Origin of the sequence: Vulcaniibacterium thermophilum (assembly GCF_007923255.1) — a bacterium.
Taxonomy (GTDB): domain Bacteria; phylum Pseudomonadota; class Gammaproteobacteria; order Xanthomonadales; family Xanthomonadaceae; genus Lysobacter_F; species Lysobacter_F thermophilum.
This window is the reverse complement of sequence record NZ_VOHJ01000030.1, coordinates 19820-35022: the sequence shown is the minus strand read 5'-3', so window position 1 is coordinate 35022 and position 15203 is coordinate 19820. Positions and strand designations below refer to the sequence as shown.

The window sequence follows — 15203 nt, the reverse complement described above, 5'->3', positions numbered from 1 at the left end:
GGACGCCGCCGGTGCGACCGCCGCGGCCGATCCGGCCGAGGGCACGGCGGCGGACCGGACGGGCGCGGCCACGGTGGCCGATGCCGCGCCGGCGGGCTCGCCGTCGCCCGGCCATTCGACGACCAGGCGCGCGCCCTGCGCCGCCGGCTCCAGCCGGGGCGTCAGCGCCGCCACCGGCTGCGCCAGATCGAACACGATGCGCAGCGTGCCCGCAGCCGGCTGACCGGTCCGCACCGCCTTCACCACGCCCGCGGCGGCCGGCAGCCGCACGCCGGAGGCCAGCGCCGATTGCGGCAGGTCGAGGACGAGGCGGTCGGGATTGGCCAGGCGCAGGACGCTGTAGCGGGCGGCGGCGTCCAGCGCGATCTCGGCGCGGGTGCCGGTGGCGCCGGTGGCAAGGCGCACGTCGCGGATCTCCGCCGCCTGCGCGAGGTTCCACACCAGGGCGGCGAGCAACGCCGCGCCCAGCAGCAGCCTCTCCACGGTGATCCCCCTCGCGCGCATGGGCGGTAGTCAAGCACCGCGTCCGGCCCATTGCAAGCGTTTTTTCCTTTCGGAACCGGCACCTGGCGCGCTTTTCTCGCCAAAGATTCAGGAACCGGTCGCAAGCTCCCGCCGGCCGGCCAGTCGATCCAACCAGCCCCGACCCGCCGGCGAGCGTGCCCGCAGCTCCGCCCGGCGCCCGCTTCCCTCCAGCGCCAGGACGATCTCCAGGTCGGGCGGCGGCAAGGCGCCCCCGCCCCGCTCCGGCCATTCGACCAGCCACAGGACCGGGTCCTCGTCGAGCCCGAGATAGTCGAGTTCGCCCGGATCGCCGATGCGGTAGAGGTCCAGGTGCCAGGCCTCGCCGCCCGCCGCGAGCGGATGGCGTTCGAGCAGGGTGTAGGTCGGGCTGCGGATCGGCCCTTCGACGCCGAGCGCCCGCAACAGCGCGCGCGCCAGAGTGGACTTGCCGGCGCCGAGATCGCCGCGCAGCAGCACCACCGCGCGCGGCGGGCGGGTGGCGGCGAGCGCCGCGCCCAGGCGCGCGGTCGCGTCGGCGTCGCGCAGATGCAGGGCGGTCATCGCAGCGCCTCCGGATTGGCGAGCCGCCGCAGCCACGGCATCAGGTCGCGCGGCAGCAGGCCGCGTTCGCCCTCGCCCGCGGCGGCATCGCCGGCGGCGGCGTGCAGGAGCGCGCCCGCGCAGGCGGCGTCGAACGCGGCCAGGCCCTGGGCGCGCAGCGCGGCCACCACGCCGGTGAGCACGTCGCCCATGCCGCCGACCGCCATGCCGGGGTTGCCGGCGGCGATCAGGCAGGGAACGCGGTCCGGCGCCGCGATCAGGCTGCCGGCGCCCTTCAGGATCACGGTGGCGCGGAACCGCTCGGCGATCAGCCGCGCGGCGGCGAGGCGGTCGGCCTGCACCGCCGCGCTATCGATGCCGAGCAGGCGCGCGGCTTCGCCCGGGTGCGGGGTCAGCACGGTGTCGGGCGGCACGCCGACCGCGCCCGAGGCCAGCAGGTTGAGGGCATCGGCGTCCATCACCGCCGGGCGGCCGGTCGCGAGCGCGGCGCGCAGCAGCGCGCGGCCCCATTCGCCTTGCCCAAGGCCGGGGCCGAGCGCCAGCACGTCGGCCGCCGGCAGATGCGAGGCCAGCGTGTGCGGGTCTTCGACCGCGCGCGGCATCGCCTCCGGCAGCCGCGCCAGCGCGGGGGCGACGTGCGCCTCGCGGGTGGCGATCTCCACCAGGCCCGCGCCGCAGCGCAGCGCGGCCTCGGCGCACAACAGCACCGCGCCGCCGCTGCCGTGCTCGCCGCCGACGCACAGCACCCGGCCGTTGCGGCCCTTGTGGCTGTCGCGCGGACGCGGCGCCAGCCACTCGCGCAGATCGTCCGCCACCCGCATGCGCGCGGCCGGCGTCAGCGGCGCCAGCCACGCCGGCTCCAGGTCGAGCGCCGCCGTCCGCAGCTCGCCCACGTGATCGAGCGCGCGCCCGGTGCGCAGGCCCAGCTTGGGCAGCAGGAATTCGAGGGTCAGATCGGCGTGCACCGCCGTGCCCGGCACGGCACCGGTGGCCGCGTCGACGCCGCTGGGGACGTCGAGCGCGAGCGTCGGCGCCGGGTGCGCGTCGATCGCCTCCAGCAGCGTCGCGGTGTCCGCGTCCGGCGGGCGCGTCAGGCCGATGCCGAAGACGGCATCGACCAGCACGTCGGCCTCCGGCAGCGCGCCGCGGAAGACGTCGGTGCGCCCACCGGCGTCGCGCCAGGCCGCTTCGGCCAGCGCCGCCGGGCTGTCGGCCCGCGGCGCGTGCGCGGGCAACCGCAGCACGCGCACCTCGCGTCCGGAGCCGAGCGCGTGCATCGCCAGCACGTAGCCGTCGCCGCCGTTGTTGCCGGGCCCGCAGAGGACGAGCACGCGCTGCGCCTGCGGCCAGCGCGCGAGCAGGACGCGCCAGGCCGCCTGCCCGGCGCGCGCCATCAGCGCGAAGGAATCGCCGAGCGCATCCGCCGCGCGTCGCTCCAGCGCGCGCAGCGCGGCCGTGTCGTACAGGTTTCGCACGGGCTGCGGCGAGGGCTCGGCCATCGCGCGATTCTATACTTCGACTTCCGTGACCCCGTCCCCGCCCGATCCCGTCGCGCTCGCGCAGCGCATCCGCCAGCTCGCGCGCGAGCACGGATTCCAGCGCGTGGGCATCGCCGGCGTCGAGCTCGGCGAGGACGAAGCGCACCTGCGCGACTGGCTGCGGCAGGGCCTGTACGGCTCGATGGAGTGGATGGCGCGCCACGGCGACAAGCGCGCGCGGCCGCAGGAGCTGGTGCCGGGCACGCTGCGGGTGATCTCGGTCGGCCTCGACTACGGCCGCGACCCCGACGAAGCCTGGGCCACGCTGGCCGACGGCGAGCGCGCCTACGTCGCCCGCTACGCGCTCGGCCGCGACTACCACAAGCTGATGCGCAACCGGCTGCAGAAGCTGGCCGACCGCGTCGCGGAGGAGATCGGCCCCTTCGGCCACCGCGTGTTCGTCGATTCCGCCCCGGTGCTGGAACGCGCGCTCGCGCGCAACGCGGGGCTGGGCTGGATCGGCAAGAACACCTGCCTGATCGACCGCGACGGCGGCTCGTGGTTCTTCCTCGGCGAGCTGTTCGTCGACATCCCGCTGCCGATCGACCCGCCCGCCAGCGCGCATTGCGGCACCTGCACGCGCTGCCTGGACATCTGCCCGACGCGCGCGTTCCTCGGGCCATGGCGGCTGGACGCGCGGCGCTGCATCGCCTACCTCACGATCGAGCACGAGGGCCCGATCGACCCCGAGCTGCGCCCGCTGATCGGCAACCGCATCTTCGGCTGCGACGACTGCCAGCTCGTCTGCCCGTGGAACAAGTTCGCGCGCCGTACCGACGAGCCTGATTTCCGCGCCCGCAACGATCTCGACCGCGCCACCCTGCCGCAGTTGTTCGCCTGGAGCGAGGCCGAGTTCCTGCAGCGCACCGAGGGCAGCGCGATCCGCCGCAGCGGCTACCAGCGCTGGCTGCGCAACATCGCCATCGCGCTCGGCAACGCCCCGACCACGCCCGACGTGCTGGCGGCACTTCAGTCGCGCCGCGGCAGCGAGGACCCGGTCGTGCGCGAAAGCGTCGAGTGGGCGCTGGCGCAGCATGCGCGCCGCGCTGGCGCAGCGGAGCGAGCCACGGATCCACACGGATGAACGATCACGGAAACTTTGCCGACTGACGAAGCGGCGTGCCGCGGGTGACGACCGGAGCCCACACCCGTCGCCCCGGCGCAAGCCGGGGCCCAATTTCCGGGCCGTCCTGGCCCGTACGCCCGGCAACCATGCGCTTACCGGGATGAATCCGCGTTCGTCCGTGTGGATCCGTGGCCGACAAGGCGCTCAGCGGACCCCGCGCAACTCCGCGATCAGCGCGCGCGTCACCGGATCGTCCGCCTCGCCTTCGCCCGACAGCGCCGGCAACAGGCGGTTGGCGACCTGCTTGCCGAGTTCGACGCCGAACTGGTCGAACGCGTTGATCTGCCACACTACCGATTGCAGGTACACGCTGTGCTCGTACAGCGCGACCAGCGCGCCGAGCGCGCGCGGGGTGAGCGCGTCGAGCAGCAGCAGCGTGCTCGGACGGCCGCCCGGATAGACGCGGTGCGGATCGTCGCTGGCCTGGCCGTTGGCGAGCGCCTCGCACTGCGCCAGCAGGTTCGACAGCAGCGCGCGATGGTTCTCGGCATACGGCGCATCGGTGCGCGCCACGCCGATGAAATCGCACGGCACGATCGAGGTGCCCTGGTGCAGCGCCTGGAAGAAGCTGTGCTGGGTATCCGTGCCCGGACCGCCCCACCACACCGGCACCGTCGCGCAGGCGACCGGACGGCCGTCGCGCGTGACCGACTTGCCGAGGCTCTCCATCACCAGTTGCTGCAGGTAGTTCGGCAGCAGGCGCAGGCGCTCGTCGTACGGCAGCACCGCCTGGCTCTCCAGCCCGCGCGCGTTGCGGTTCCAGACCGCGGTGAACGCATGCCAGACGGCGAGGTTGCGCTCCGGCTCGCTGTTGAGCACGTGCGCGTCCATTTCCGCCGCGCCGTCCAGCAGCGCCTCGAAGCCGTCCATGCCGATCGCCAGCGCGATCGGCAGGCCGACCGCCGACCACATCGAATAGCGCCCGCCGACCCAGTCCCACATCGGCAGGATGCGCTCCGGGGGAATGCCGTAGCCGGCCGCGCGCTCGACGTTGGCGCTGATCGCGTACAGGCGCGAGTCGTCGCCCAGCCACTCGCGCAGGATGCGGCCGTTGAGCAGGGTTTCCTGCGTGCCGAAGCTCTTGGAGATCAGCAGTCCCGCGGTGCGCGCCGGATCGAGGCCCGCCAGCACGCGCTGCGCGGCGTGGCCATCGACGTTCGAGAGGAAATGCACGCGGAAGCGTCCGCGCAGCGGACCGGACAGCGCGTCCACCGCCAGCCGCGGGCCGAGGTCGGAGCCGCCGATGCCGACGCTGACGATGTCGGTCACCGGGCCTGCCGCGAGCGCGTCGATCACCTCGCGCATCCGCTGCCGCACGCGCACCGCCTCGCCGTGCGCCTCGCGCGCGGTCGGCGACGAGGACAGGTTGCCGCGCAGCGCGGTGTGCAACGCGGCGCGGCCTTCGGTGACGTTGACCGGCTCGCCGCCGAACAGCGCGCGCAGGCGGGCGAGCACGTCGAGCTCGCGCGCCAGGGCGAACAGCGCATCGCGCGCCGCGCGGTCGTAGTGCTGGCGCGCGAAGCTGGCGTAGAGCGGACCGACGCGCAGCGCGAACCCGCACGCGCGATCTGGATCCTGCGCGATCAGGTCGCGCAGCGGAATGCGGGCGACGCGCGCCGCCTCGGCGCGCAGGGGACTGAGGCGTGCGTCGGCATCCATGCGGGTGTCGTCGGTCTCAGGCGGCTTGCGCGGGGATCGAATGGTTGGTGTGGGTCAGCCGGTTGTGGCGATCCACGTAGACGAGGGTCGGCTTGAAGTTCGCCGCCTCGGCCTCGTCGAGCATGCCATACGCGCAGATGATGACCAGGTCACCGGGCTGCGCCAGGTGCGCCGCCGCGCCGTTCACCGAGATCATGCCGCTGCCTTCCTCGCCGCGGATCGCGTAGGTGACGAAGCGGTGGCCGTTGTTGATGTTGTAGATGTGCACCTGCTCGTACTCGCGGATGCCGGCGATGTCGAGCAGGCGGCCGTCGATCGCGCACGAGCCTTCGTAGTGCAGCTCGGCGTGGGTGACGGTGGCGCGGTGGATCTTGGCCTTCAGCAGGTTCAGGTGCATGGCGGTCTCCGGGCGCACGGCGCGCGGCGGGCAATCGCGCAAGTCTACCAGCCGCTTTGCGCAGTGCAGCATCCCGCGCCCTTCCGCCCGCGGAACGCTGCCGACCGCCGGGCCCCATTCAGGAACGCCGGAAACGTTTCCGGCGATCAGCCGTCGAACTCCAGGTTGTCGATCAGGCGCGTGCGCCCCAGCCGGGCCGCGATCAGCGCGACCCGGGGGCCGGGTTCTCCGTCCGCGGGCTCGGTGAGATCGATGCGGCGCACCACCGCGTAGTCCGGCACGAAGCCGGCGGCGCGCAGGCGCTCGTCCGCCTCCGCCTCGACCTGCGTCCGTGGCCGCCCGGCGCGGATGGCCTCGCGCATGGCGAGCAGGCAGGCGTGGATCGTCGCCGCGCGCGGGCGTTCCTCCGGAGACAGGTACTGGTTGCGCGAGCTCATCGCCAGCCCATCGGCCTCGCGCACGGTCTCGCCGGCCAGCAGTTCGACCGGAAAGGCCAGATCGCGCACCAGGTAGCGGATCACCGCGAGCTGCTGGTAATCCTTGCGTCCGAACGCGGCGACATCCGGCTGCACCTGGTTGAACAGCCGCGCGACCACGGTGGCGACGCCGTCGAAATGACCCGGCCGGTGCGCGCCTTCCAGCGTCGCGGTCACACCCGGCACGTGCACCTGCACCGTGCCCTGCACGCCGTAGGGGTACATCGTCTCCACCGACGGCAGCCAGAGCAGATCGCAACCGGCCGCCGCGAGCCCCGCCGCGTCGGCTTCGGGCGTGCGCGGATAGCGGCCGAAGTCCTCGTTCGGGCCGAACTGGGTCGGATTGACGAACACGCTGGCGACCACGCGGTCGGCGCGCGTGCGGGCGAGCCGCACCAGCGAGAAGTGCCCGGCATGCAGATTGCCCATCGTCGGCACGAAACCGACGCGCAACCCGGCGCGCTTCCACTCGGCGATGCGCGCGCGCAGCGCGGGCAGTTCGGTAACGACTTCGATCATGCGGACTCAGCCACGGATGGATACGGATGGACGCCGATCAGGCAGACGCGGGATCGATCGCGCCGGCAACGCCGGCAATCGCCTCACCGCGCTCGTCCGCGGTGCTCATTCGTACGAATGCGCGGCATCGGGAAACGCGCCGCTGCGCACCGCCTCGCAGAACGCCTGCACCGCGCCCTGCACCGAGCCGCCTTCGGCAAGGAAATCCTTGACGAAGCGCGGGCGGCGGTGGCCGCTGGCCAGACCCAGCAGGTCGTGCAGCACCAGCACCTGGCCGTCGCAGCCGGGGCCGGCGCCGATGCCGACGGTGGGGATCTCGAGCTCCGCGCTGATCTCCGCCGCCAGCGCGCTCGGCACGCACTCCAGCACCAGCAGCGACGCGCCGGCCGCCTGCACCGCGCGCGCGTCCTCGCGCAGCCGCGCCCCGGCGGCGGCTTCGCGCCCCTGCACCTTGAACCCCCCGAGCCGCAACACCGACTGCGGCGTCAGGCCCAGGTGCGCGCAGACCGGAATCTCGCGCTCGACCAGGAAGCGGATGACGTCGAGCTTGAAGCCCGCGCCCTCCAGCTTGACCATCGCCGCGCCCGCCTGCAGGAAGCGGATCGACGCCTCCAGCGCGCGCTCGGGCGTGGCGTCGGCGCCGAACGGCATGTCGGCGATCAGCAGCGGGCGGCGCGCGCCACGCGCCACGCACTGCACGTGGTAGGCGATCGCCTCCACCGTCACCGGCAGCGTGCTGTCGTGACCCTGCACCACCATGCCGAGCGAATCGCCGACCAGGATCAGGTCCACGCCGCCGGCCTCCAGCGTGCGCGCGAAGCCGGCGTCGTAGCAGGTGAGCATCGTCAGCTTGCGGCCGGCGCGCTTGGCGTCGAGCAGCGCGGGAACGGTCCAGGGTTTGTCGGGCGTGGCGGCGTACATGCGGCTAGCCTAGCGCCTCGACCTCGATCGGAGCCATCGCACCGAGCGCGTCGAGCGCCTCGCGCGCGCGGCCGCGGCCGGGAATCGTCGCCTCCGGCCACACTTCCAGCAGCGGCACCAGCGCGAACGCGCGCTCGTGCAGATGCGGATGCGGCACGCGCAGGCCCGGCTCGTCGATGCGGCGGTCGCCGTACAGCAGGATGTCGAGGTCGAGCACGCGCGGGCCCCAGCGCACCGCCTCGGCGCTGCGGTCGCGGCCGGCTTCGCGCTCGATCGCGAGCAACTCGTCCAGCAGTTCGCGCGGCGGCAGCGCGGTTTCCAGCAGCACCGCGGCATTGAGGAAGTCCGGCTGGTCGGCCACGCCCCAGGCCGGCGACCGGTACAGCCTCGACGTGCGCCGCACGCGCGTGTGCGGCAGCGCGTCGAGCGCGGCGAACGCCTCGTGCAACTGCGCGACGCGGTCGCCGAGGTTGCTGCCGAGGCCGACCACCGCGGCGCCCGCCGCACGCGCGGTCATCCGTCAGTCCTCGCCCGGGGCCGACGGGCCGGTGTCCGCGCCGGCCGCGTCCTCGCCGCCGCGCCGGCGCCGTCTGCGGCGCTTGCGCTTGCCCTCGGCGACCGCCTGCGGCGGCTGCGCCTCCAGTTCGGCCGCCAGCGCGTCGCCCGGCTTGGCCTGCGCCTCCCGCCAGAACGCGACGTCGGCCGCGTGCTCGTCGGAGGCGGCCAGCCGCAGCGCGAGGAAATCGAACGCGGCGCGGAAGCGCGGATGGGCGAGCAGGCGGAACACCCGCTTGCGCTGGCGCTGCGAGAAGCGCGGTTGCAGCAGCCAGATCTCCTGCATCGGCACCGAGAAGCGCCGCGGCAGCGCCACCCGGTAGAGCTGGTGCAGCGTCACGCGATCGGCGGCCCGGCGCTGCGCTTCCGCGGTGGGCACGCCCTCGGCCTGCAGCGCCATCAGCGCGCGGCAGTACGCCGGCCACAGCAGCAGCGCGAACAGGAACGCGGGCGAGACCGGCTCGTCGTTCACCACCCGCTGGTCCGTCGCGCGCAGGCCCTGCAGGATCATCCGCCGCAAGGCGCCGCTGCGGTTGGCGGCGAGCGCGGCCGCGGTTTCCGGCAGCAGCACCGGCAGCAGGCCGTAGCGCTCCAGGCCCAGGAAGCTCTTCTCGCCGTGGCCGGCGAGGAACAGCTTCAGGCACTCCTCGAACAGGCGCGCCGGCGCGGCCTCGGCGAGCATGCCCGCCAGCCGCGGGATCGGCTCGGCGGTGGCGGGCTCGATGTCGAAGTCGAGCTTGGCCGCCAGCCGCACCGCGCGCAGCATGCGCACCGGATCCTCGCGGTAGCGCGTGACCGGATCGCCGATCAGACGCAGCACGCGGTGCTGCACGTCCTCGAAGCCGCCGACGTAGTCGCGCACCGAGAAATCCTCGATCGCGTAGTACAGCGCGTTGGCGGTGAAGTCGCGGCGGACCGCGTCCTCCTCGATCGTGCCGTAGACGTTGTCGCGCAGCAGCCGGCCGCTCTCGTCGAGCTCGCGCTCGCCGGTGCCGTCGTCGCTGTTGGCGCGGAAGGTGGCGACCTCGATGATCTCGCGCCCGAACACGACGTGCGCGAGCCGGAAGCGGCGGCCGATCAGGCGGCAGTTGCGGAACAGCGCGCGGATCTCCTCGGGCGTGGCGTCGGTGGCGACGTCGAAGTCCTTCGGATGACCGCCGATCAGCAGGTCGCGGACCGCCCCGCCTACCAGATAGGCGCCGAAACCCGCTTCGCGCAGGCGGTACAGCACGCGCAGCGCGTTCGGGCTGATGTTCTTGCGCGAGATGATGTGCGCTTCGCGCGGGATCACGCGCAAGGCGGGCAGGCTGGAGGTCGGATTCGCTTGCATCAGGAGCGGGCGTGCCGCGGCAGTGGACGGGTTCGTTGCCGGCGGCAACGCAGACCGTTATACTAGCAAGCCGCGTTCATGACGCGGACCCCGCTCCCTTCGTCTAGAGGCCTAGGACGTGGCCCTCTCAAGGCTAAAACACGGGTTCGAATCCCGTAGGGAGCGCCATCTCCGGAGAGCCCGCACACGTTGCGGGCTTTCTTCTTTGCGGCCGAGACCGCAAGCCGCGGCTGCGATCGCGCCCGGCTAGAATCGTGCGCTCGCTTTTCGTCGGACCGTCGCCATGCCCTTCGTCGTCACCGAGAACTGCATCAAGTGCAAGTACACCGACTGCGTCGAGGTGTGCCCGGTCGACTGCTTCCACGAAGGGCCGAATTTCCTGGTGATCGACCCCGACGAGTGCATCGACTGCACGCTGTGCGAGCCGGAGTGCCCGATCAACGCGATCTACCCGGCCGACGACGTGCCGGCCGGCCAGGAACTGTTCGTGCAGCTCAACGCCGAGCTGTCGAAGGCGTGGCCGGTCATCACCACGCGCAAGGACCCGTTGCCGGACGCCAAGGAGTGGGAAGGCAAGCCGGGCAAGCTCGACCTGCTGGAACGCTGACGCGCAGGAGCGCGGCGCCGCAGGCCCCGCCTGCCCTCCTCCTGCAACGACGAAGGCGCCTCGCGGCGCCTTCCGTGCTTTCAGGCCCAGCGCGGCGCGCGGCTCACTGCCCGCCGAGCGCCTGCTTGAGCATGCCGATCAGCTTCGCGGGCGCCTCGCCGGCGGCCGGCAGGCCGCGCGGGTCCACCGCCGAGACGAACACGCCGGTGTCGGTGGCCGAGACGCGGACGAGGAAGTTGGCGCCGCCGTAGCTGACGTCGTAGGCGCCGAGCAGCGGCGCGCGGCTGGCCACCGTCACGCCCTCGATGCCGTCGAGCGCTTCGCCCACCTTCGCGAACGCGTCCTCGCGCGTGCCGGTGAGGTTGAAACCGACCGCCGCGGACGTCGCCGCCGGCTGCGCGGCGCCGGCGTTGATCGCGGTGGTGCCCGCCGGCGGCAGCGTCATCGCGCCTTCGGTGCGCGGCATGTCCAGATCGGGCGGCACCTCGAGCGGCCGGCTCTCCGGGCTCTGCGCATAGGCATCGTCCTTGCGGAACCAGCGGCAGCCGGAAGCGGCGGCGACCGCCACCACCAGCAGCAGCGGCACGGCGCGGTACAGCGGGAAGTTCGGACGCATTCGGTTTCTCCTGTCGGTCAGGCCACGAGCGCGTCGCGGCGTTCGGTTTCGAGCTCGATCGCCAGCGCGGTCATGCGCGCGGCGGAGTCCTGGTGCACGGCCGACAGCGGCAGCAGCGGCAGGCGCAGGCCGTGGCCGACACCCATGCGCTGCAGCACCGCCTTGACCGGGATCGGGTTGGGTTCCACGCCGAGGAAGTCGAACAGCGGCATCAGCCGCGCATTCCACGTCTCGGCGCCGGCGCGCTCGCCGCCGCGCGCCAGATCGCACAGCCGGCGGAACGCGCCCGGGATGACGTTCGACGCCACCGAGATCACGCCGTCGGCGCCGGCCAGCATCGCGCGGCAGGCGGTCGGGTCGTCGCCGCTGAGCACGGCGAAGGACTCGGACTTCAGCCGCAGCAGCGCCTCCATCCGTTCCGGCTCGCTGCGCGCTTCCTTGATGGCGACGATGCGCGGGTGGTCGACCAGCTCGGCCACCGTCTCCGGCAGCAGATCGCCGCCGGTGCGGCCGGGCACGTTGTAGAGCACGACCGGCAGCGCGCCGTCGTCGGCGATCGCGCGGTAGTGCGCGATCAGGCCGGCCTGCGTCGGCCGCACGTACGGCGGCGTGACCACCAGTGCGGCATCGGCGCCGAGCAGCGCGGCGCGCCGCGTCAGCTCGATGGTCTTGGTGGTGTTCGACAGCCCGGTGCCGGCGAGCACGGGAATGCGGCCGGCGATCTCCTCGACCGCGATCCGCAGCAGCGTGTCGTACTCGGCGTCGAACAGCGCGGCGGCTTCGCCGGTGGAACCTGCGACGACCACCGCCTGCGTGCCGCCTTCGATCTGCATCTGCAGCAGGCGGCGCCAGGCGTCGAGGTCGAGTTCGCCCGCGGCGTCGAACGGCGTGGCGAGCGCGGTGATGCTGCCGGTGAGTCGCAAGGGAGGCTGCCTTCGGCGTGAAATGGCGGTGAAAGGCGCACCGAGGCGCGCCGGGCGATGTTACTTGCGGCGCGAAAGCACGGGCAAGTATGCTGACCGCGCTCTTTCCGCTGCGTGCGGACTCCCGTTCATCCCTTTCGTTTCCTCGCAGACGCCGCCTTGACCGACACCTCCGCCCGGCCGTCGCCGAACGAAAACCACCTCCTGATCAACGCCTACACGACGCATCCGGAGTCGCCGCTGCTGCCGGTGACGCGGCGCATCGCCGACAGCGGCTGCAACCTGGTCGATGCGCGGCTGTCGACCGTGGGGCGCGACGTGTCGGTGACCGCGCTCGCGGTCGGTTCGTGGGATTCGGTGGCCAAGCTCGAGGCCATGCTGTCGCGCCTGGAGCGCGAGGAAGGCCTCAAGCTGGTCTGGTACCGCACCGGCCCGAAGCCGCAGCAGTCGAACCTGCTGCCGTACGTGGTCGAGGTGGTGGCGGCCGACAAGCCCGGCATCCTGTTCCAGTTGGCGGATTTCTTCGACCGCCAGGGCATCACCATCGAGAACCTGCAGTCGACGCGGTACCGCGCGATGCAGACCGGCGCGGAGATGTTCTCGGCGCAGATCACCATCGGCGTGCCGTCGACGATGCACATCGCCGCGCTGCGCGACGACTTCCTGGAGTTCTGCGACCACCTGAACCTCGACGCGATCATGGATCCGATGAAGTTCTGAGGCTCGCGGATTGGAGATCCGGGATTTGAAGAAGCGCACCGACACCGAAGCCGGACCGGCGGAGGCCCCGAAGGCCGGCCCGGCCCGTTCCGGCGCCGGGCTGCGCGAAGGCGACGCCGTTCCCGACCTGCCGCTGGCGCTCTCCAGCGGAACGACGGCACGCCTGGCCGACTATCGCGGCAAGTGGCTGGTGCTCTACTTCTATCCGAAGGACAGCACGCCCGGCTGCACCACCGAAGGGCTGGACTTCAACGCCTTGCTGCCGAAGTTCCGCCGCCTCGGCGCCGAGGTGCTGGGCGTCTCGCGCGATTCCATCAAGTCGCACCAGAACTTCTGCGCCAAGCAGGGCTTCGCGTTCGACCTGGTCAGCGACGCCGACGAGGCGCTGTGCAACGCGTTCGACGTCATCCGCGAGAAGACGATGTACGGCCGCAAGGTGGTCGGCATCGAGCGCAGCACGTTCCTGATCGATCCGGAAGGCCGCATCGCCCACGTCTGGCGCCCGGTCAAGGTGCCCGGCCACGCCGAGGCCGTGTACGAGACGCTGAAGGCGGCCCGCTCGCAGTGATCCCCTCGCCCTTCCAAGCGCCGCGCCGTCCTGCCCCGCAGGCCACGGCGGCGCTGCCCTGCGCGCGCGCCGGCGCGCGTTCCCTTCACGACCACCGCCACGAGAGCCCGGAATGACCCGAAGCAAGCGCATCTACGTGCTCGACACCAACGTGCTGATGCACGACCCGACGGCGCTGTTCAAGTTCGAGGAGCACGACGTCTACCTGCCGATGCAGGTGCTGGAGGAGCTCGACAACAACAAGAAGGGCACCTCGGAAGCCTCGCGCAACGCGCGCCAGGTCAGCCGCTTTCTCAACGAGCTGATCCAGAGCGTCGGCACCACCAGGATCGCCACCGGCATTCCGCTCAACCACCCGCAGGGCCTGCAGCTGCGCGCCCCCGCCAGCGTCGGCTGCCTGCGTTTCCAGACCGAGCCGGTCGACATCGGCCGCCGCTTCGGCGCGGTGATTCCCGACAACCAGATCCTCGGCGCGGTGCTCGCGCTGCAGGAGCACGAGCCAGCCACGCCGGTGGTGCTGGTCTCCAAGGACATCAACCTGCGGATCAAGGCGGCGATCGCGGGCATCGTGTCGGAGGACTACGAGAACGACCGCGCGCTCGACGATTTCAGCCTGCTCTACACCGGCGCCACCGAGCTGCCGGCGGACTTCTGGCAGCGCTACGGCAAAGAGCTCAAGTCCTGGACCGAGAAGGGGCGGACGTTCTACGAGATCCGGCGCAAGGACGGCGACGACTGGTATCCCAATCAGTTCCTGTTCCTGCCCGGCGACGAGGAGTCGGAGATGAAGGTCGCGCGGCTGCAGGACGAGCGCGTCGTGCTGCAGATCGTCGACGACTACCGCCACCAGCAGCATGCGGTGTGGGGGATCACCGCGCGCAACCGCGAGCAGAACTTCGCGCTCAACGCGCTGATGGACCCGGACATCGACTTCGTCACCCTGCTCGGCACCGCCGGTTCCGGCAAGACGCTGCTGGCGCTGGCGGCGGGGCTGGCGCAGACGATGGACCAGCAGCGCTACCGCGAGATCATCATGACCCGCGCCACGGTCAGCGTCGGCGAGGACATCGGCTTCCTGCCCGGCACCGAGGAGGAAAAGATGACGCCGTGGATGGGCGCGCTCACCGACAACCTCGAGGTGCTGACGCACAACCAGGACGGCGGAAGCTGGGGCCGCGCGGCGACCAACGACCTGCTCGCCGCACGCATCAAGATCCGCTCGATGAACTTCATGCGCGGGCGCACCTTCCTCAACCGCTGGCTGATCCTGGACGAGGCGCAGAACCTGACGCCCAAGCAGATGAAAACGCTGATCACGCGCGCCGGCCCCGGCACCAAGATCGTCTGCCTGGGCAACGTCGAGCAGATCGACACGCCCTACCTCACCGAGACCACGTCGGGCATGACCTACGCGGTGGACCGGTTCAAGAGCTGGCAGCACAGCGCGCACGTCACCCTGCGCCGCGGCGAGCGCTCGCGACTGGCCGATTTCGCCTCCGAGGTGCTGTAGCCGGATGCCGGAGCGGCTGCCGCGCTGGGTCTGGGTGGGCGCGGCCGCGCTGGCCGGCGTGGCCGGCACCGTGAATGCGGTCGGCTTCCTGGGCTTCCAGAAGCAGGCCATCACCCATCTCACGGGAACGACCACGCTGCTCGGCGCGGCGGTCGCGCAGGGCGAGCGCGCGCAGGCGGCGCACCTGCTGCTGATGGTGGCCGGCTTCGTCGTCGGCGCGGTGGCCAGCGGGCTCATCATCCAGGACAGCACATTGCGGCTGGGGCGGCGTTACGGCGTCGCGCTGGCCATCGAGGCGGCGTTGCTGGCGCTCGCGGTGCCGTTGTTCCGGGCGCACCATCTCGCCGGCCCGATGCTAGCGGCCGCGGCGATGGGCCTGCAGAACGCGATGGCCACCACCTACAGCGGCGCGGTCGTGCGCACCAGTCACGTCAGCGGCATGTTCACCGATCTCGGCGTGATGCTCGGCCACCGCCTTCGCGGCCTGCCGGTGCAGCGGCTGCGCCTGATGCTCTCGCTGCTCATCATCGGCTTCTTCTTCGCCGGCGGCGTATGCGGGGCCTGGCTGTTCGCGAGGTTCGGATACGGCGCCCTGTACGTCCCGGCCGCGCTGACCGGCGCGGTCGGCGCAGGTTACGTGGCCTACCGCGCGATGCCGGCGAACTCCGGTTGA

At 72.2% G+C, this 15203-nt stretch carries 17 protein-coding genes and 1 tRNA gene; 7 read left to right on the top strand and 11 right to left on the bottom strand.

What is annotated here, in order from left to right; all coding sequences use genetic code 11:
- From FQY64_RS15190 to FQY64_RS11615, 3 genes are all read right to left on the bottom strand, one after another.
- On the bottom strand, positions 1-483 hold a 483-nt coding region (locus FQY64_RS15190), incomplete at its 3' end, for an AMIN domain-containing protein (RefSeq protein WP_186760964.1).
- A 108-nt stretch (positions 484-591) separates the two neighbouring features.
- Positions 592-1065: a tRNA (adenosine(37)-N6)-threonylcarbamoyltransferase complex ATPase subunit type 1 TsaE gene (tsaE, locus tag FQY64_RS11620; protein WP_146474436.1), complete on the bottom strand. Its 474-nt coding sequence runs from the start codon at positions 1063-1065 to the stop codon at positions 592-594.
- Positions 1062-2564, bottom strand: coding sequence for an NAD(P)H-hydrate dehydratase (locus FQY64_RS11615; protein ID WP_146474435.1), 1503 nt, complete (start codon positions 2562-2564; stop codon positions 1062-1064). Before FQY64_RS11615 ends, tsaE begins: the two co-directional genes overlap by 4 nt.
- 25 nt (positions 2565-2589) lie before the next feature.
- On the opposite strand from FQY64_RS11615, the gene queG reads away from it, so the two are divergent.
- Positions 2590-3687 (top strand): tRNA epoxyqueuosine(34) reductase QueG, encoded by a 1098-nt coding sequence (gene queG / locus FQY64_RS11610; RefSeq protein WP_146474434.1) that lies wholly within the window; start codon positions 2590-2592, stop codon positions 3685-3687.
- Between the two features lie 186 nt (positions 3688-3873).
- Here queG and pgi read toward each other — a convergent pair whose 3' ends face one another.
- The 6 genes from pgi to pcnB all read right to left on the bottom strand — a co-directional run bounded on the left by pgi (position 3874) and on the right by pcnB (position 9586).
- The gene (gene pgi / locus FQY64_RS11605; protein WP_146474433.1) at positions 3874-5388 is read right to left on the bottom strand and encodes a glucose-6-phosphate isomerase; all 1515 of its coding nucleotides are present in this window, start codon (positions 5386-5388) and stop codon (positions 3874-3876) included.
- A gap of 16 nt (positions 5389-5404) precedes the next feature.
- Entirely contained in the window at positions 5405-5785 is a 381-nt protein-coding gene (gene panD, locus FQY64_RS11600) for an aspartate 1-decarboxylase (protein ID WP_146474432.1), read from the bottom strand.
- Positions 5786-5931: 146 nt separating this feature from the next.
- Positions 5932-6780, bottom strand: a complete 849-nt coding sequence (gene panC / locus FQY64_RS11595) for a pantoate--beta-alanine ligase (protein WP_146474431.1) — start codon at positions 6778-6780, stop codon at positions 5932-5934.
- A 105-nt stretch (positions 6781-6885) separates the two neighbouring features.
- Complete coding sequence (gene panB, locus FQY64_RS11590) at positions 6886-7701, bottom strand: 3-methyl-2-oxobutanoate hydroxymethyltransferase (RefSeq protein WP_146474430.1); 816 nt, start codon at positions 7699-7701, stop codon at positions 6886-6888.
- A 4-nt stretch (positions 7702-7705) separates the two neighbouring features.
- On the bottom strand, positions 7706-8218 hold the full coding sequence (folK, locus tag FQY64_RS11585) for a 2-amino-4-hydroxy-6-hydroxymethyldihydropteridine diphosphokinase (RefSeq protein WP_146474429.1): 513 nt from the start codon (positions 8216-8218) through the stop codon (positions 7706-7708).
- 3 nt (positions 8219-8221) lie between these two features.
- On the bottom strand, positions 8222-9586 hold the full coding sequence (gene pcnB, locus FQY64_RS11580) for a polynucleotide adenylyltransferase PcnB (protein ID WP_146474428.1): 1365 nt from the start codon (positions 9584-9586) through the stop codon (positions 8222-8224).
- 92 nt (positions 9587-9678) lie between these two features.
- Between pcnB and FQY64_RS11575 the strand changes: the two genes are divergently transcribed.
- Positions 9679-9754 (top strand) — tRNA-Glu (locus FQY64_RS11575).
- A 115-nt stretch (positions 9755-9869) separates the two neighbouring features.
- Positions 9870-10193 (top strand): ferredoxin FdxA, encoded by a 324-nt coding sequence (gene fdxA, locus FQY64_RS11570; RefSeq protein ID WP_146474427.1) that lies wholly within the window; start codon positions 9870-9872, stop codon positions 10191-10193.
- Between the two features lie 103 nt (positions 10194-10296).
- Here the strand turns inward: fdxA and FQY64_RS11565 are convergent, their stop codons facing one another.
- On the bottom strand, positions 10297-10809 hold the full coding sequence (locus FQY64_RS11565) for a hypothetical protein (protein ID WP_146474426.1): 513 nt from the start codon (positions 10807-10809) through the stop codon (positions 10297-10299).
- A gap of 17 nt (positions 10810-10826) precedes the next feature.
- Positions 10827-11732, bottom strand: a complete 906-nt coding sequence (gene dapA, locus FQY64_RS11560) for a 4-hydroxy-tetrahydrodipicolinate synthase (RefSeq protein WP_146474425.1) — start codon at positions 11730-11732, stop codon at positions 10827-10829.
- Between the two features lie 159 nt (positions 11733-11891).
- On the opposite strand from dapA, the gene FQY64_RS11555 reads away from it, so the two are divergent.
- The 4 genes from FQY64_RS11555 (at position 11892) to FQY64_RS11540 (ending at position 15203) form a co-directional block, all read left to right on the top strand.
- A complete protein-coding gene (locus FQY64_RS11555; RefSeq protein WP_229814834.1) occupies positions 11892-12452 on the top strand; it encodes a glycine cleavage system transcriptional repressor in 561 nt (186 codons plus the stop codon).
- 100 nt (positions 12453-12552) lie between these two features.
- Positions 12553-13020, top strand: coding sequence for a peroxiredoxin (locus FQY64_RS11550; RefSeq protein WP_146474438.1), 468 nt, complete (start codon positions 12553-12555; stop codon positions 13018-13020).
- Positions 13021-13132: 112 nt separating this feature from the next.
- Positions 13133-14530: a PhoH family protein gene (locus FQY64_RS11545; protein ID WP_146474423.1), complete on the top strand. Its 1398-nt coding sequence runs from the start codon at positions 13133-13135 to the stop codon at positions 14528-14530.
- Positions 14531-14534: 4 nt separating this feature from the next.
- A complete protein-coding gene (locus tag FQY64_RS11540) occupies positions 14535-15203 on the top strand; it encodes a YoaK family protein (RefSeq protein ID WP_146474422.1) in 669 nt (222 codons plus the stop codon).